The sequence below is a fragment of the Corallococcus sp. CA047B genome (genome assembly GCF_003612065.1).
Lineage (GTDB): Bacteria > Myxococcota > Myxococcia > Myxococcales > Myxococcaceae > Corallococcus > Corallococcus praedator.
In genome coordinates, this window is the sequence record NZ_RAWD01000227.1 from 1 (window position 1) to 16228 (window position 16228).

The following is a 16228-nucleotide window of genomic DNA, read 5'->3' on the forward strand; positions in this document are numbered from 1 at the left end:
GCCCACCCACTTCCCCGTGGACTTCTCGAACACGGAGAACATGGCGAAGCCCTGGAGCGCCCACGAGCCGGCCATGGTGCAGATCGCCCGCCACACATTGGAGCGCGGTTGGAGGCCGCCGATGAAGCGGGCGGACTCCGGATCCGCCATCATCGCGGAGAAGCCATCCAGGTCCTGCAGCGTGGGAGGACGCAGGATGAGGCGTGGGGTTTCGAGGGTAGGGCCCAGGGTGAGCATGTCCGGTCTCCGGCGTTCGTGCTGCGACGCGGGAGACCGTACTCCTGTCAGTGCTTCCGAGGGCAGCCGATCTGCTGGCTCCCACCACGAAGAGGATGCGGGCATCGTGGACACGCCCGCTCCTGCGCCGACAACGACCGGATCCGCAGGACGGGGCGGCGCGAGTGGTCGCCGCGCCCCGCCTGCTATCTACAAACGCTTCATTCCACCCTCAATGTCAGTGCGGAGATGCTTCGCCGTCCTCGGTCCGGCTCCGCCCTCGTTCAGTGACGACGCCAATCTGGCGCAAGGCTTGGATTGTTGGGGGTATCCAAGGCCGGTTCTGGAGTGAGGGTCCAGACGCGCAGAAGCTCCGAAATGGATGCTTCTGGGGGGCGGTAATTACAGTGAGTCGTTGATCTGCCCGACAAGCTTCTGCTCTTCGGGCGTCAGCGACTGGAGCGCGGTCGTCGCGCGCGCGCGGGCGGCATCGAGAGCGGCCTTGTCACCACGGGAGAGGGCCCGCTTCCCTTCTTCAATGGCCTTGCGAAGCTCGCTGACGGCGAGCTGGTCGCCCAGCTGCGCCTCCACGTTGCGGATGAACTTCTCGGAGTTCTCGGCAGCGGAGGCGAAGCAGGTGGGCTGGGAAACCAGACAGCTACCGTCCTTGCAGACAGGCTCGCCGCCAGAGCAACCGCAGCTTCCCGTTCCCGTGCAGCTGCCGCCTGAGCACGAGGCTTCACATGCGGCTGCCTCCTGAGGAACCAGAGAACCCAGCAACAGCGCAGCGGCAATGAAGAACATACGCAACATGGGAGCTTCTCCAAACGGATGTGGATTTGCTGATTTCGCCTGAAATCAGTCTATTCCCTTATGGTCTGGTTTGAATTGTTATGCAAGTGGGGGTGGCTCAATCCGCCGCGCCTGCGGGAGCGAAAGAAAATTCCAGGTGCGCTATGGGGTTTGGTTTTGGTGTTAGTGATTGCTTGGGGGAGGGGCAGTCTGGCGAGCAGGCGCATTCATGCTGTGTTTGGCTATCAGCCTGCTTCGCTGGGGCGTTGGTGGCTTTAAAGCCTGTTTCGGTAGGGGCGAATGGAACGAAGTGATGATGCCCAAGGCGAAGTGCAGCCTCGTTGCGCAGGTGTCCTCTCGCTTCTCCTGGCGAACCAACAGGCGCCGGAAGCGGTTGAGCCAGGAGTGGGTTCGCTCGACGACCCAACGTGGCGAGGGACGGCGACGGCTCCGACTCGGCAGGGGCCTTCGGACAGGAATCGATTCAGGCGTGGAGCGCGCAAGCGACCACGAGGCTCAGGGGGGACGCCGCGCGAGTCTGTCAGCCTTCCCTACCGAAACAGGTTCTTGGGGAGATTCCAGAAACGCACTTCGGCGGGCGCGCGGCGTCCGTTGACGCCGCGCTTCTTCCGGCCGTCAGCGCTTCAGGCCGCGCTTGATGTCCGCGCAGAGCTGCTTCGCCGCCTGGGGTCCGTCCGAATGCGCGGCGCGCACCAGGGCGCTGCCCACCACGACGCCGTCGGCGTGAGCGACGAGCGACTTCGCCTGCTCTCCGGTGGAGATGCCGAAGCCCGCCACCACCGGCACCGACGCGGCCCTGCGCACCAGGTCCAACCGCTCGGACAGGTTCGGAGGCAGCTCGGCGCGCATGCCGGTGACGCCCGCGACGGACACGCAATAGACGAAGCCTCGCGCATCCTTCGCGATGCCCTCCGCGCGCGCGGGCGGTGTCGTGGGCGCGCACAGTGGGATGAGGTCCACGCCTTCCGCGTCGAACGCGGCGCGCAGGGCGGCGCTCTCCTCGGGCGGGAGGTCCGGGAGGATGGTGCCCGAGATGCCCCGCTCGCGCGCGAGCTTCGCGTAGCGCGCCTCGCCCATGGCCATCACCACGTTGACGTACGTCATGATGACCAGCGGTGTCTCCGGGCAGCGGCGGCGCACCTCCGGCACCACTTCGTCCAGCACGCGGCGCAGCGTGGCGCCCGCCTTCAGCGCCCGCTCCGACGCGGCCTGGATGACGGGCCCGTCCGCGATGGGGTCGCTGAACGCCACGCCAATCTCCAGCACGTCCGCGCCGCCCTCCACCATGGCGGCGAACACGTCCACCGACCGCGCGAGGTCGGGGTCGCCCGCCATCGCGTAGGCCACCAGTGCGCCCTCGCCCCGGGCCTTCGCCCGTGCGAACGCCTTGCCCAGTTCCGTGCTCATGACTTCACCCCAGTCGCCGGAGGCACGCCGCGCGCGGAGATGGTCGCCACGTCCTTGTCGCCGCGTCCCGAGCAGTTGATGACCAGATGCTGCCCCTTGCCCATGTCCCGGGCCAGGGAGCGCGCCGCCGCGAAGGCGTGCGACGTCTCCAGCGCGGGGAGGATGCCCTCCGTGCGCGCCACCTCGTAGAAGGCGGACAGGGCGTCGTCGTCCGTCGCGGTGCGCACCTCCATGCGGCCCGTCTTCGCCAGGTGCGCCAGCTCCGGCCCCACGCCCGGGTAGTCCAGGCCGGCGGAGATGCTGTGTGCCTCTTGAATCTGTCCGTTCTCGTCCTGCAGCACCAACGAGCGCGAGCCGTGCAGCACGCCCTCCGTGCCCAGCGTCAGCGACGCGCCGTGCTGGCCGGACTGGAGTCCGTGGCCCGCGGCCTCCACGCCGACGAGTCGCACCGACGTGTCCGGGATGAACGGGTGCAGCGCGCCGATGGCGTTCGAGCCGCCGCCCACGCACGCGATGATGGCGTCCGGCAGCCGGCCGATGGCGGCCTGCGTCTGCGCGCGGATCTCCTTGCCGATGATGGCCTGGAAGTCGCGCACGATGGTGGGGTAGGGGTGCGGACCGGCCGCGCTGCCGATGACGTAGTAGGTGTCCTCCACCTGCGAAACCCAGACGCGCATGGCCTCGTTCATCGCGTCCTTCAGCGTGCGCGAGCCCGACTCCACCGGCCGCACCACCGCGCCCAGCGCGCGCATGCGGAAGACGTTGAGCGCCTGGCGCTCCACGTCCAGTGCGCCCATGAACACCTCGCAGGGCAGGCCGAAGAGCGCGCACGCGGTGGCGGTGGCCACGCCGTGCTGGCCCGCGCCCGTCTCCGCGATGATGCGCTTCTTGCCCATGCGCCGGGCGAGCAGCACCTGGCCCACGGTGTTGTTGATTTTATGCGCGCCCGTGTGCGCCAGGTCCTCGCGCTTGAGCCACACCTGGGCGCCGCCCCACGACTTCGTGAGGCGGTGCGCGGGCGTCAGCATCGTGGGCCGGCCCACGAATTCGCGCAGCACGCGCGCGACCTCTTCTCCAAAGGCCGCGTCCCGCTGGGCCTCCGCGTACGCCCCTTCCAGTTCCATCAGCGCGGGGACCAGGGTCTCCGGCACATAGCGTCCGCCGTAGCGGCCAAAGCGGCCCGCGGCCGTGTCCGTCGTCATGGCTCTACTCCAAGCAGTTTGAGGGTCGGCCAGAGTGTCATGGGCAGTGGGGTAGCGCGGCTCATGGTGGCGGTGCGATCACAGAATGAAGCACAAGTCCTCCTGGCAGGGGAGAGGCCAGAGGTCGCAGTGGATGTTGCCTCGCTTGCAGGGGGCTGGGCCTGACGGAGCGGGTGCTGGGAACTGGGGGCGGCGCCGCGCCCTGTCCATCACGGCGTGTTGGCCATGACGGCCAGTTGGCCCTGCGCGATCTCTCGGTACAGGGGCACCACTTCGACGGACAGCACATCGCGCATCTCCTGGCGTGCGCTGTCGTAGTCACCTTTCTCCTGGTGGCGGTACATCCGGTGGAGTGCATCCCCCAGCCGGTTGGAGCCCTCGGTGATGCGCCGCGAGCACTCGCGCAGCACCGCGAGCGCGCTGGCGTCGGTGCTCACGTCGACGGCGTCCAGCGCCACTTCGCGCGCCGTGCGTCGCAAGAGGCCGCGCACGTCGTCGGTGAGCACCAGCGGTGCTCCCTGGCGGAGGACTTGCCGCGCGAGCGCGCGTATCGGGTCCCAGTCGGGTCCATCTTCCGTCGTCGTCATCGCCCGTCTTTCGGTCGGCACTGGTCGAGCGGCCATTCATGCTGTCCGGTGCAGTCCTCGAAGCACGCGAAGCAGCGCTTCTTCCGTATCCAGTCCTGCGTCTGGCAGTCCCCGTACAGTCGGATGCACCGTCGTTTCCAGTCCAGAACGTTGGTGTTGTGTGCGTCGTCGTACTCTTCCGCGCCTGAGCCAACATGCGTACCGGTGGCGCCGACGCTCGCGGCCATGATGGCGGCGGCTTCTGAGGTCGTGAGGCCGCATGCCTCCGGCAAGCCGGGGTGGCGCTGGATGCAGTCCGTCTCGGTGTCCATGGCGATGGTGGCGCATCCCAGACCGAGGGCCGCGAGGATGGGCGCAAGGTGGTGTCGCCAGGAGACGGCGCTCGGAGCTCTCATGGAGTCCGACGATACAGCGTGATGCCGACGGGTTTGCTCACCCGGAAGGGGAGATGAGAGGGGTTACGGTGCGCCCTCGACCCAGAGGTTGAGAGACCTGACCGCGCGCACGAAGGCGCGCACCGCGTCCAGGTCCTTGATGCCAGGGGCCGACTCCACCCCACTGGCCACATCCACACCGTAGGGCCGGGTGGCCTTCACGGCCTCGACCACGTTGGACGGCTTGAGGCCGCCCGCCACCAGCACCGGCGCGCCGCAGTCCGCCAGTCGTGCCACCAGTGACCAGTCGAAGGTGACGCCGCCGCCGCCATAGCCCGGGGCCGCGCCGTCCAGCAGCAGCCCCGCGACATCACCCACGCCCACGTAGGCCCGGGCGCGCGCCACGTCTTCGGGCCCGCGCACCCGCAACGCCTTGATGACGGGCACGCCGTAGCCGGCGCAGGCCTCGGGCGGCTCGTCGCCGTGGAGCTGCACCGCCGTGAGGCCGCACTCGCGCACGCGCAGCCGGATGTCGTCCGGCTTCGCGTTGACGAACACGCCCACCACCGCGCCCAACGGAGGCCGCGTGCGGGAGAGCGCCGCCGCCGTGGCCACGTCCACGAAGCGCGGGGAGCCTGGATGGAAGTTGAGCCCCATCGCGTCCGCGCCGGCTGACCACACGCCCCGCGCGTCCTCCAGGCGCGTCACGCCACAGACCTTCACGGTGACGTTCATGCGCCTCCACCTTCCAGGCCGAGCAACCTGCGCAGGGCCCGGCCGGGGTCAGCGTCGCGCAGGAGCGATTCGCCCACCAGCACGGCGTCGGCGCCCGCATCGCGCGCGGCGGTGAGGTCCGCGAGGGTCTTGAGGCCGCTCTCCGCGACCAGCGCCGTGGACCGGGAGCGCAGCGCGGGCATCACCCGGAGCGCCGTGCCCGTGTCCGTCTTCAGCGTGGCGAGGTTGCGGTTGTTGAGGCCCACGATGCGCGCCCCCGCGGCGAGCGCGCGCTCGGCATGTTCCGCCGTGTGGGCCTCCACGAGGGCGGCCACGCGGAATTGCTTCGCGGCGGCCACCATCTCGCGCAGCACGCTGTCCTCCAGCGCATCCGCGATGAGCAGCACCGCGTCCGCGCCCCAGGCCGTGCTCTCCTCCACTTCGCTCGCGGCGACGAGGAAGTCCTTGCGCAGCACCGGGATGGCGAGGGCGGCCCGGACCGCGACCAGGTCCTCCAGGTCGCCACCGAAGTCCGGCCCGTCCGTGAGCACGCTGATGGCGCAGGCGCCCGCGGCTTCATAGGCACGCGCCACCGCGACCACGTCCGCATGCGGGAAGGCGCCGCCCGACGGGCTCTTGCGCTTCACCTCCGCGATGACGTTGACCGGATGTCCGGGCACGCGCCGCACCAGCGCCTGCGCGAAGTCCCGCGTCGGGGGCTGCGCGCCGTGCGTCGGGGCAGGGCGGGTGCCCAGCTCCCGGCGCTTGCGCGCCATGATGACGTCCAGCGTGCCAGGGGCTTCGGAGGGCTTCGCGGCGGAAGATGCGGTCGTCATGCGGCCACCTTTTCGATGAGCGCGACCAGCTTGCGTTCGGCGGCCCCGGAGTCGATGGCGTGCTCCGCCTTCTTCACGCCGGCCTTCAGCGTGTCCACCAACCCGACGACCAGCAGCGCGGCGGCCGCGTTGAGCAGCACCGCCGTGCGGATGCCGTTCTTCTCGCCCGCGAGCAGGGCTCGCAGCTTGCCCGCGTTCTCCTCCGCGTCACCTCCCGCGATGGCGTCCCGCGAGATGGTGGCCAGGCCCGCGTCCTCCGGCGTCACGGTGAAGCGGTGCACGGTGCCATCCGCGCGCAGCTCCGCGACCTCCGTGGGCGCGCAGGGGGAGATTTCATCCAGCCCGTCGTGGCCATGCACCACCCAGGCGCGGCGGCTTCCCAGTCGCCCCAGCACCCGCGCGGTCTGCTCCACGCGCTGCCGGTCGAACGTGCCCAGCAACTGGTAGCGCGCTCCCGCCGGGTTCGTCAGCGGCCCCAGCAGGTTGAACACGCTGTGGAAGCCCAGGTCCCTTCGCGCCTGCGCCACGTGCTTCAGGGCGCTGTGGTGCGAGGGCGCGAAGAGGAAGCCCACCCCGTGTTCATCGATGTCGCGCGTCACCTGCGCGTGCGCCCGCTCCATGGACACACCCAGCGCCGCGAGCACGTCCGCGCTGCCGCAGCGGCTGGAGACCGCGCGGTTGCCGTGCTTGGCCACGGTCACTCCCGCCCCGGCGGCCACGAAGGCCACCGCGGTGGAGATGTTGAAGGTGTGCGCCCCATCACCGCCCGTGCCGCAGGTGTCGAGCACCACCTCCGCCACGGGCGAGATGCGCGCCGCGCAGGCCCGCATGGCCTCCGCGGCCCCGAGGATTTCGTCCTCGGTCTCACCCTTCATCCGCAATGCGGCGGCCAGCGCCCCCACCTGCGCGGCGGAGGCCTCGCCCGCGAGCATCTGGCCCATCACCGAGGCCATCTCCTCGCGGGAGAGGTCGCGCCGGCCCACCACCCTGCCCAGCGCTTCCTTGAGTGTCATCGCGCTATCCCAACCGGACCACTTCGCGTCCCATCGCCTGGGCGATGGCGCGCACCTCGCCCATGGCCTTCTCGAACTCGGAGAAGTCCAGCGACTGGAAGCCGTCCGATTTGGCGCGCGGCGGATCCGGGTGCACCTCCACGATGATGCCGTCGGCGCCCGCGGCGATGGCCGCCCGCATCATCGCCGGCACCGCCTTGCGCACGCCGATGCCGTGGGAGGGGTCCACGAACACCGGCAGGTGCGTCAGCGCCTTCAGCATGGGGATGGCGTTCAGGTCCAACGTGTTGCGCGTCATGTTCTCGAACGTGCGGATGCCGCGCTCGCAGAGGATGACCTGGGTGTTGCCGCGCGCGACGATGTACTCGGCCGCCATCAGCAGTTCCTTGATGGTGGCGCTGATGCCGCGCTTGAGCAGCACCGGCTTGCGCGTTTCGCCCACCGCTTCCAGCAGGCTGAAGTTCTGCATGTTGCGCGCGCCCACCTGGAGGATGTCGGTGTGCTCCGCGACGGCGGCCAGGGTGGCGGTGTCCTTCACCTCCGTGGTCACCAGCAGGCCCGTCTCCTTGCGCGCCTCCGCGAGCAGCGCGAGGCCGTCACCCTTGAGGCCCTGGAACTCATAGGGGCTGGTGCGGGGCTTGAACGCCCCGCCGCGCAGCATGGTGGCGCCCGCCTTCTTGACCGCGTGCGCGGTGGAGACGATCTGCTCGCGCGACTCCACGGAGCAGGGGCCCGCGATGACGTGGATGGCCGCGCCGCCAATGTTCAGGTCACCCACGCGCACGATGCTGTCGTCGGGCTTCACCTCGCGGCTGACCAGCTTGAACGGCTGGGAGATGGCGACCGCGTCCGCGACGCCGGGCAGCACCCGGAAGGGCTCCGGCTCCACGGCGCCAGGGTTGCCGGTGATGCCGATGGCCGTGCGGGAGCCGCCTGCGATCGCGTGCGGATGCCAGCCACGGCGGCGGATCTCATCGTTCACTCGCTCGATGTCCTGTTCCGTCGCGTCTGGGCGCATCACGATCAACATGGGGTGCTCCTGCTCTTTCTTCTCCGGAGGGCACACCGGCCGATGCCGGTGTGGGGTGTGCTTGGGGAATCGGGCACGGGGGAAACGTTTGCAATAACTGTCGGATGCCCGCAACCGGCCCGGAGTCTTGCTTGCACGTCCTGGCGTTTACAAGCCAGGGTCCGCACGCTCGCTGGACTGGAGGAAGACCGTGACGAAGCCTGGGGTCATCGTCGTGGGCGCGGGACTCGCGGGGCTCGCCTGCGCGAAGGCCCTGCGCGAGGCACGGGTGGAGGTCCACGTGCTCGAAGCCGGGGATGCGCCGGGCGGTCGGGTGCGCACCGACGCGCACGAGGGCTTCCTGCTGGACCGGGGCTTCCAAGTGTACCTCACGGCCTACCCGGAAGGTCAGCGCGTGCTCGACGTGAAGGCCTTGTCACCCCGTCGTTTCATCCCGGGCGCGAAGGTGTGGCGGGGTGGGCGATTGCACACGCTGGCGGACCCCCTGCGGCACCCGGTGGAAGCGGTGTCGCACCTGTTCGAGCCCGTGGGGGGACTGTTGGACAAGCTGCGCGTGCTGGAATTGCGACAGCACGCGACGTCGGGGGAGCTGGGGGACCTGTGGCAGCGGCCGCAGCAGGACTCGCTGCGCTTCCTGCGCGACCTGGGCTTCTCCGAGGAGATGATCGACGCGTTCCTGCGCCCGTTCTTCGGCGGCATCTTCCTGGAGCGCGAGCTGTCGACATCCAGCCGGATGCTGGAGTTCGTGTTCCGGATGTTCTCGCGGGGGCACACGGTGGTGCCGGAGCGGGGCATGGGGGCCATCCCGGAGCAGCTCGCGGCGAAGCTGCCGTCGGGGGCGCTGCGGATGAAGGTGCGCGTGGCCGAGGTCTGGGGCCACCGCGTGCGCCTGGAGGACGGCGAGATGGTGCATGCGGACGCGGTGGTGGTGGCGACCGACCCCGGCACGGCGGCGTCGCTGCTGCTGGGCATGCCGGCGCCGAGGATGAACCGGGTGACGTGCCTCTACTTCGCCGCGCCGGAGCCGCCGGTGGAAGGTCCGTGGCTCCTGCTCAACGGCGAGGGCACGGGACCGGTGAACAACGTGGCGGTGATGAGCGAGGTGTCCCCCGCGTACGCGCCGAAGGGACATGCCCTGGTGTCCGTGTCGGTGGTGGACGACGGGGGCGACGCGGACGGGCTGGAGGCCCGCGTGCGCGCGCAAATGACGGAATGGTTCGGCGCGGCGGTGTCCGCGTGGCGGCACCTGCGCACGTATGTGATTCCGGACGCGCTGCCCGTGCAGACCCCGTCCGCGCTGGTGGAGCCACACCGGCCCGTGCGGCTGGCCGCGGGGCTCTACGTGTGCGGGGACCACCGCGAGAACGCCTCCATCGACGGAGCGCTCACGTCGGGGCGCCGCGCGGCGGAGGCGGTGTTGCTGGACCTGGGGCGGTAGGCGCTTCATCAAGGCCCCGCCGGAGTGACCGGCCGGGCAGGCGAATGGCGGCTGGACGCACTGCCCGCAGCGGACCTAGGGTCGGACAGACACACTCCTAGTCCAAGGACCCATTCATGTTCCGCCGTCTTGCCCTGCTGGGGATGCTCGGTCTCGTGGCCTGCAATGGCACCGATGACGACGATGATGACGACATCCTTACGACGAAGGGAACCGTCGAAGGCACCTTGCAACCGTTCCAGGCGGGCTCCTCCTCGGTGAGCAGCCCGTCGTCGCTGGATGCGTTCTTCTCCCTGCCCAACGCGAAGAACCTCCCCGCGATGGTCTCCCGCGCGCTCGCCGCGAAGGGCGTGTGGCGCACGGGCATCCCGTCCAAGCCGCTGACCCGGGAGTCGTCCCTGCTGCCCGGACAGCTCATCGTGCGCTTCGACACGCCCGGCCTGTCCGCCGAGGAAGCCGTGGCCCAGGCGCGCGTGGAGGGCTACCACGTCGAGCACCAGGCCTACCTGAGCGACACCCTGCACCTGCTGCGCTTCGAGGTCCGCCAGCCGCAGGCGATGGCCAGCGGCGTCTCCAACGTGCGCGCCCTCACCGAGGCCGAGCACGTGCGCGTGCTCCAGAAGGTCCAGGCCGTGCCGGGCGTGAAGTACGCGGAGAGCAACGTGCGGGTGCGGGCCCTCGCCGTTCCCAACGACCCGCTCTATTCGCGCCAGTGGCACTACGCGAAGATGAACCTGCCGGCGGCGTGGGACCTGGGCACGGGCAGTGCGTCCATCGTCGTCGCGGTGCTGGACACCGGCAGCACCGACCACCCGGACCTGAGAGCGCGTCTGCTCCCGGGCATCGACCTCATCTCCGAGGTCCCCAACGCGGGTGACGGCAACGGCGTGGACTCCAACCCGAAGGACGAGGGCAAGGACCTGCCCAACGGGGGCTCGTCGTACCACGGCACGCACGTGGCGGGGACCATCGGCGCGTCGTCCAACAACGGCATGGGCGCGGCGGGTGTCACCTGGTCGGGCCAGAACCTCGTCCCGGTGCGCGTGCTGGGCACGCAGGGCGGCTCGCTGGCGGACATCGTCGCGGGCATGAACTGGGCGAGCGGTGGCAACGTCCCCGGCGTGACGCCCAACGCCAACCGGGCGCGGGTCATCAACATGAGCCTGGGCGGCAACGGGTCTCCGTCGCAGGCGCTCCAGGACACCGTGAACTCCGCGGTGAACCGCGGATCCATCTTCGTGGTCGCCGCCGGCAACGAGAACACGACCACCGCCAACAGCTTCCCGTGCAACCTGCAGAACGTCATCTGCGTGGGCGCGGTGCGCTTCAACGGCAAGCGCGCCAGCTACTCCAACTACGGCCCGCAGGTGGACATCATGGCCGCTGGCGGCCAGACGAGCGAGGACCGCAACGGCGACGGCTTCCCGGACGGCGTGCTGTCCACCCTGCCCGACAGCACCGGCAAGGCTTCGTACGACTGGTATCAGGGCACCAGCATGGCCACCCCGCATGTCGCGGGCATCGTCGCGCTGATGCTGGCGCAGGACCCCACCCTCACGTCCCAGGAGGTGGAGGCCATCTTGAAGGACACGGCGGACGCGACGAGCCAGTGCTCCGAGGGCTGTGGCGCGGGGCTCGTGGATGCGTACGCGGCCGTGCTGCGCGCGAAGGGCGGTGGCGACACCTCCCTGCCTCCGAAGCTCGCCATCAGCACCACCCAGCTCTCGCTCACCGGGGCGGAGTCGCAGGTGCTGTCCGTGCGCAACAACGGTGGTGGCACGCTCCAGGTGAGCGTCGCCGTCTCCGGTGCCAATGCCTCCGCGGTTTCCGTTTCCAGCACCTCGCTGAGCATCGCCGCCTACAAGTCCGCGACGCTGAACGTGAGCGTCAATCCGGGCTCGCTGGCGGCGGGCAGCTACGTGGCGCAGCTCGACCTCACCGGCGCTTCGGGCGCGGGCACCGCGCAGGTGCTGGTGAAGTTCCGCGTGGGCGCCACCAGCGGCAAGGACGCCGTCATCGCCTTCGCCTACCTGGATGCGGCGGGTGAGGTGCAGATCGACGACGACGGCATCGGCACGGTGTCCGGGTCGGGTGGCTACAGCTACACCACGAAGCTCACCCCGCACGAGTACCTGGTGCTGGCGTCCATCGACGACACCGGCGAGGGCGAATACTTCGACGATGGCGACCGCGTGGGCTTCTGGCGCGACACCACCCAGGTGGAGACCGTGGAGGTCACCAAGGGGACGAAGACCACGGGCATCAGCTTCACCCTGGTGCCCTACCAGTCGGACGAGGACGACGAGCCCACCTCGGAGGTGGGCGATGCCTGCACCAGCAGCAGCGCGTGCGGCGCGGAAGGCGAGTGCCTCACGGGCGTGGGCTTCCCGGGCGGCTACTGCTCCCAGGGGTGCCTGACGTCGAGCTGCCCGTCGGGAACCGCCTGCTACATCACCGGCGACAAGACCCGCGCCTACTGCTTCGTCAACTGCACGCCGACGTCCGGAGGGGGGCAGGGCACGTGCCGCACCGGCTACCGGTGCGCCGACGACGGTTCGGGCAGTGGTGCGTGTCTCCCGATGTGACGTGAGGTCCGGACTCGGGGAGGCGGTGCGCGCGTGAGCGGGCCCTCCCTCCCGAGACCCGGGGAGGTTGCGCCGCTCCGGGGTACGCTGCCGGGGCGATGACGCTTCCTCCCGCTGTTCCTGCTCCGACCGGTGATGCGGCCCTGCCTCTCTGGCGGGCCGCGGCCACGGTGGGGGTGCTGGCCTGGACGGCGCTGGTGCACGCGCACCCGCCGTTCTTCTTCGCCGTCGCCTCCGGGTTCTGCGCCGTCTGGCTCGCGGTGACGTGGCGGGCGATGGGCCTCTGGCAAAGGCCGCTCCCGGGCCTGTCGCTTCCAGATGCCGCGTGGAGCGTGGCCCAGGCGGTGGTGCTGTACGTCGGCGCGCGCGTGTTCCTGTGGGCCTTCTGTGGCGGCTTCACCGACGCGCTCTGCGAGCCCCTGCACGCGGTCTACGCCACGTTCGGCACGGGCTCCTGGAGCACGGCGCTGGCCCTGGTGTTGCTGCTGGTGCCCGCGGAGGAGTTGTTCTGGCGGGGGCTGGTGCAGGGGACGCTGCGTCCTCGCCTGGGGCGGTGGGGCGCGGTGGCCGGGTCGGCGGTGCTGTCCAGCCTCGCGCTGCTCGTCTTCGGGGAGCCGCTGCTGGCGCTGGCCGCGCTGCCCACATCGCTCGCCTGGGGCGCCCTGGCCGAGTGGCGCCGCACGCCCATGGCCTCATGGTTGAGCCATGCACTGTGGGACGTGCTCATCGTCGTGCTGTTGCCCGCGACGTGAGTTCGCGTGACAGACTTCGTGTCCATGGCCTCGTCCCCTGAAATCTGCGTCTTCGGCGCGGGCAGCATCGGCTGCTACGTCGGTGGTCGGCTCGCCGCGAAGGGCGCCCCGGTGCGCTTCATCGGTCGTGAGCGCGTGGTGGCGGAGGTCCGCTCCCACGGCCTGCACCTGACGGACTGGCGTGGCGCCGACCTGAAGGTGCCCGCGTCGCAGGTGCGCATCGACACAGGGCAGGAGGCGCTGGCCACGGCGGACCTGGTGCTCGTCACGGTGAAGTCCGCGGCGACGGAGGAGGCGGGGCGCACGCTCGCGTCACGGCTCAAGGCCGGGGCCAGCGTCATCAGCTTCCAGAACGGTCTGCACAACGCACAGGTGCTGCGCGACCTGCTGCCCGGCCACACGGTGCTCACCGGCATGGTGCCCTTCAACGTCGCGGCGCAAGGGCAGGGCGCCTTCCACGCGGGCTCCGAGGGCACGCTGGAGGTGGAGCAGCACGCGCTGCTCGCGCCCTATCTGGCGGCCTTCGGCGGTGCGGGGCTGCCGCTGAAGCAGCATGTGGACATCGGCGCGGTGCAGTGGGCGAAGCTCCTGCTCAACCTCAACAACGCCATCAACGCCCTGGCCGACCTGCCGCTGAAGGAGGAGCTGTCCCAGCGCGCGTGGCGGCGCTGCGTGGCGCTCGCGCAGCGCGAGGCCCTGGCGGTGCTGGACGTGGCCAAGGTGAAGCCTGCGAAGCTCACGCCCCTGCCGCCGCACTGGATTCCGCGCCTGCTGGGGATGCCGGATGCGGTGTTCGCCGTGCTCGCGAAGAAGATGCTGGCCATTGATCCGAAGGCGCGCTCGTCGATGCAGGACGACCTGCGCGCGGGCCGCAAGACGGAGGTGGACTACCTCAACGGCGAGGTCGTCCGGCTGGCCCTCCAGCACCGGGGGGCCGCGCCGGTGAACTCCCGTCTGGTGGAGCTCGTCCATGAGGCGGAGGCCGGACCGCGCCGCGCGTGGACTGGCGAGGCCCTGCTCGCGGAGCTGATGCGGGTGGATGTCTCGAAGGGGGCCTGACTCTTGCCGCACGGCCATCGCCGGGAGGACGTCCCCCGGCGATGACCGCGTGCTCCCAACTCAGCTCGACTGCGCCGGCGTCGCCGCGGCGGTGGCCGCGGGGGGCGGCACCTGCGACGCGTCCGGAATGCCGTTGCCCGCGCCGGACGTGGCCAGCTGCGTGAGCAGCGCCGTCATCCGCCGCGCGAAGCGGTTCGGATCGCTCAGCGGGCTGCCCTCGGTGAGCAGCGCCTGGTCGTGCAGCAGCTCAATCCACTCGCTCACCTGCGGTAGGGACGGGTCCCGGGCGATGAGGCCGCGCAGGTGCTCGATGACCGGGTGCTTGGGGTTGACCTCCAGGATGCGCTTGACGCGCGGCATCCCCTTGCCGCGCTCCTTCAGCAGGCGCTCCAGGTAGGCCGGCGAGCCGCCCTCGGACACCACCAGGCACACCGGTGAGTCCGTGAGGCGGTCCGACACGCGCACCTCGCGCACGTCCTCGCGCAGCACGTCCTTCATCCGGTCCGTGAGGCCCTTGAGCCCTTCGGAGTGCTGCTCCTTCTCCTTCTTCTCCTCCTCCGTGGACTGGAGCTTCAGGTCCGCGTTGAGCGCGGAGACCAGCGGCTTGCCCTGGAAGTCGCGCAGGCCCTGCGCGGCCCACTCGTCCACCGGGTCCGTCATGAAGAGCACCTCGTAGCCGCGCTTCTTCAGCGACTCCAGGTGGGGGCTGTCCGCCACCGCCCGCCGGCTCTCGCCGTAGACGTAGTAGATGGCCTCCTGGCCCTCCTTCATGCGCGCGACGTAGTCCGCCAGCGACGTGAGCCCCTCCTCGCGGGAGGACTCGTAGCGCACCAGCGCGCCCAGCTTCTCGCGGTACTCCGTCTCCAGCGTCAGGCCTTCCTTCACCACCGTGCCGAAGGACTCCCAGAACGTGCGGTAGTCGTCCGGCTTGTCCTTGGCCATCTTCTCCAGCAGGTCCAGGGACTTCTTCACCACGTGCTTGCGGATGGAGCGCACCACCGCCGAGTCCTGCAACATCTCACGCGACACGTTGAGCGGCAGGTCATCCGAGTCGATGACGCCGCGCACGAAGCGCAGCCACTGCGGCACCAGGTCCTCGCAGCGGTCCATGATGAACACGCGCTTGACGAACAGCCGCACCCCGCGCTGCTGCTGCGAGTTCAAATCGAACGGCGGGTGCTTGGGCACGAAGAGAAGGCCCGTGAACTGCTGCGTGCCGTCCGCCTTGAAGTGCGTCCACGCCAGCGGCTGGTCGTAGTCGTGCGTCAGGTGCTTGTAGAACTCCTGGTACTGCTCGTCGGTGATCTCCGACTTCGAGCGCTGCCACAGGGCGCTCGCCTTGTTCACCACCTCCAGCGCGGTCTCCGTGGCCTGGGTCTCCCCACTGCCCACGTGCTTGGTCACCTGGAGCTTGATGGGGTGGCCGACGTAGTCGGAGTACTGGGTGATGAGCTGGCGCAGCTTCCACTCGTCCAGGAACTCCTTCTGGTCCGCCTTCAGGTGCAGCGTGATGGCGGTGCCGCGCGTGGCCTTCTCCGCGGGCTCCACGGTGAACGTGCCGTGCGCCTCCGACGCCCAGCGCCACGCGGTGCTCTCACCCGCGGCGCGGCTCACCACGTCCACGCGGTCAGCGACCAGGTACGCGCTGTAGAAGCCCACGCCGAACTGGCCGATGAGCTGCATGTCCTTCTGGCCCTTCTGCGCCAGCGCCTGGAGGAACTCGCGCGAACCGGAGTGCGCGATGGTGCCCAGGTTCTTCACCAGCTCGTCGTGCGTCATGCCGATGCCGGTGTCCTCGATGGTGAGGGTGCCCTTGTCGGCGTCCGGGATGATGCGCAGCTCCAGCGCCGGCTCGTCCTTGAGCAGCTCCGGCTCCGTGATGGAGCGGAAGCGCAGCTTGTCCAGCGCGTCGGACGCGTTGGACACCAGCTCGCGCAGGAAGATCTCCTGGTGGCTGTAGAGCGAATTGATGACCAGGCTCAGCAGTTGCTGGATCTCCGCCTGGAACGAATGGGTTTCCCGCTGGGGGTGGGTCTCTGCGGACATGAAGGCCTCCGGGCGCTGACGAACCGCGCCAATACCCTTCCCCATAACCATGCCGGCCGGCTTGTCGAGAAGAGGGAATCCACCCACACCCTTCTCTGGGAGGGGCGGCCGGGTTGGGGTAGGGAGGGGGCATGGCCAAGTCCAAGTCCCGCACCC

Annotated in this window: 15 protein-coding genes and 1 pseudogene; 4 read left to right on the forward strand and 12 right to left on the reverse strand. The window is 69.9% G+C overall.

The window, feature by feature from the left end; all coding sequences use genetic code 11:
* The 11 genes and pseudogenes from D7X74_RS28680 to aroF form a co-directional block, all read right to left on the reverse strand.
* Window positions 1-237: GNAT family N-acetyltransferase (locus D7X74_RS28680; RefSeq protein WP_147446706.1), on the reverse strand; the 237-nt coding region annotated here is incomplete at its 3' end.
* A 381-nt stretch (window positions 238-618) separates the two neighbouring features.
* On the reverse strand, window positions 619-1029 hold the full coding sequence (locus D7X74_RS42715) for a hypothetical protein (RefSeq protein ID WP_120583735.1): 411 nt from the start codon (window positions 1027-1029) through the stop codon (window positions 619-621).
* A 291-nt stretch (window positions 1030-1320) separates the two neighbouring features.
* Window positions 1321-1437: pseudogene (locus D7X74_RS45350) on the reverse strand (IS5/IS1182 family transposase); the annotation flags it as partial.
* A gap of 207 nt (window positions 1438-1644) precedes the next feature.
* Complete coding sequence (gene trpA, locus D7X74_RS28695; RefSeq protein ID WP_120536191.1) at window positions 1645-2436, reverse strand: tryptophan synthase subunit alpha; 792 nt, start codon at window positions 2434-2436, stop codon at window positions 1645-1647.
* Window positions 2433-3638 (reverse strand): tryptophan synthase subunit beta, encoded by a 1206-nt coding sequence (gene trpB / locus D7X74_RS28700; protein WP_120536192.1) that lies wholly within the window; start codon window positions 3636-3638, stop codon window positions 2433-2435. The genes trpA and trpB overlap by 4 nt, the downstream gene beginning before the upstream one ends.
* A 209-nt stretch (window positions 3639-3847) precedes the next feature.
* Complete coding sequence (locus D7X74_RS28705; RefSeq protein ID WP_120536193.1) at window positions 3848-4225, reverse strand: DUSAM domain-containing protein; 378 nt, start codon at window positions 4223-4225, stop codon at window positions 3848-3850.
* Entirely contained in the window at window positions 4222-4536 is a 315-nt protein-coding gene (locus D7X74_RS28710; protein ID WP_120536201.1) for a hypothetical protein, read from the reverse strand. The genes D7X74_RS28705 and D7X74_RS28710 overlap by 4 nt, the downstream gene beginning before the upstream one ends.
* Window positions 4537-4683: 147 nt before the next feature.
* Window positions 4684-5334: a phosphoribosylanthranilate isomerase gene (locus tag D7X74_RS28715; RefSeq protein WP_120536194.1), complete on the reverse strand. Its 651-nt coding sequence runs from the start codon at window positions 5332-5334 to the stop codon at window positions 4684-4686.
* Window positions 5331-6149 carry an indole-3-glycerol phosphate synthase TrpC gene (locus D7X74_RS28720; protein ID WP_120536195.1) on the reverse strand — a complete coding sequence of 273 codons (819 nt, stop codon included), beginning with the start codon at window positions 6147-6149 and terminating at the stop codon, window positions 5331-5333. The genes D7X74_RS28715 and D7X74_RS28720 overlap by 4 nt, the downstream gene beginning before the upstream one ends.
* Window positions 6146-7162, reverse strand: a complete 1017-nt coding sequence (gene trpD / locus D7X74_RS28725) for an anthranilate phosphoribosyltransferase (RefSeq protein WP_120536196.1) — start codon at window positions 7160-7162, stop codon at window positions 6146-6148. Before trpD ends, D7X74_RS28720 begins: the two co-directional genes overlap by 4 nt.
* 4 nt (window positions 7163-7166) lie before the next feature.
* Complete coding sequence (gene aroF / locus D7X74_RS28730; RefSeq protein WP_120536197.1) at window positions 7167-8192, reverse strand: 3-deoxy-7-phosphoheptulonate synthase; 1026 nt, start codon at window positions 8190-8192, stop codon at window positions 7167-7169.
* 190 nt (window positions 8193-8382) lie between these two features.
* Between aroF and D7X74_RS28735 the strand changes: the two genes are divergently transcribed.
* The 4 genes from D7X74_RS28735 (at window position 8383) to D7X74_RS28750 (ending at window position 14026) form a co-directional block, all read left to right on the forward strand.
* The gene (locus D7X74_RS28735) at window positions 8383-9630 is read left to right on the forward strand and encodes an NAD(P)/FAD-dependent oxidoreductase (protein WP_199741919.1); all 1248 of its coding nucleotides are present in this window, start codon (window positions 8383-8385) and stop codon (window positions 9628-9630) included.
* Between the two features lie 116 nt (window positions 9631-9746).
* Window positions 9747-12215 (forward strand): S8 family peptidase, encoded by a 2469-nt coding sequence (locus D7X74_RS28740; RefSeq protein WP_120536199.1) that lies wholly within the window; start codon window positions 9747-9749, stop codon window positions 12213-12215.
* 98 nt (window positions 12216-12313) lie between these two features.
* Window positions 12314-12967, forward strand: coding sequence for a CPBP family intramembrane glutamic endopeptidase (locus D7X74_RS28745; RefSeq protein WP_233602297.1), 654 nt, complete (start codon window positions 12314-12316; stop codon window positions 12965-12967).
* A gap of 24 nt (window positions 12968-12991) precedes the next feature.
* Entirely contained in the window at window positions 12992-14026 is a 1035-nt protein-coding gene (locus tag D7X74_RS28750; protein ID WP_120536203.1) for a 2-dehydropantoate 2-reductase, read from the forward strand.
* Between the two features lie 60 nt (window positions 14027-14086).
* Here D7X74_RS28750 and htpG read toward each other — a convergent pair whose 3' ends face one another.
* Window positions 14087-16072: a molecular chaperone HtpG gene (htpG, locus tag D7X74_RS28755; RefSeq protein WP_120536200.1), complete on the reverse strand. Its 1986-nt coding sequence runs from the start codon at window positions 16070-16072 to the stop codon at window positions 14087-14089.
* Between the last annotated feature and the right edge of the window lie 156 nt (window positions 16073-16228).

Coding starts and splice junctions, on each gene's coding strand:
- D7X74_RS42715 (WP_120583735.1), bottom strand. CDS start 1,029: ATGTTGCGTATGTTCTTCATTGCCGCTGCGCTGTTGCTGGGTTCTCTG.
- trpA (WP_120536191.1), bottom strand. CDS start 2,436: ATGAGCACGGAACTGGGCAAGGCGTTCGCACGGGCGAAGGCCCGGGGC.
- trpB (WP_120536192.1), bottom strand. CDS start 3,638: ATGACGACGGACACGGCCGCGGGCCGCTTTGGCCGCTACGGCGGACGC.
- D7X74_RS28705 (WP_120536193.1), bottom strand. CDS start 4,225: ATGACGACGACGGAAGATGGACCCGACTGGGACCCGATACGCGCGCTC.
- D7X74_RS28710 (WP_120536201.1), bottom strand. CDS start 4,536: ATGGACACCGAGACGGACTGCATCCAGCGCCACCCCGGCTTGCCGGAG.
- D7X74_RS28715 (WP_120536194.1), bottom strand. CDS start 5,334: ATGAACGTCACCGTGAAGGTCTGTGGCGTGACGCGCCTGGAGGACGCG.
- D7X74_RS28720 (WP_120536195.1), bottom strand. CDS start 6,149: ATGACGACCGCATCTTCCGCCGCGAAGCCCTCCGAAGCCCCTGGCACG.
- trpD (WP_120536196.1), bottom strand. CDS start 7,162: ATGACACTCAAGGAAGCGCTGGGCAGGGTGGTGGGCCGGCGCGACCTC.
- aroF (WP_120536197.1), bottom strand. CDS start 8,192: ATGTTGATCGTGATGCGCCCAGACGCGACGGAACAGGACATCGAGCGA.
- D7X74_RS28740 (WP_120536199.1), top strand. CDS start 9,747: ATGTTCCGCCGTCTTGCCCTGCTGGGGATGCTCGGTCTCGTGGCCTGC.
- D7X74_RS28745 (WP_233602297.1), top strand. CDS start 12,314: ATGACGCTTCCTCCCGCTGTTCCTGCTCCGACCGGTGATGCGGCCCTG.
- D7X74_RS28750 (WP_120536203.1), top strand. CDS start 12,992: ATGGCCTCGTCCCCTGAAATCTGCGTCTTCGGCGCGGGCAGCATCGGC.
- htpG (WP_120536200.1), bottom strand. CDS start 16,072: ATGTCCGCAGAGACCCACCCCCAGCGGGAAACCCATTCGTTCCAGGCG.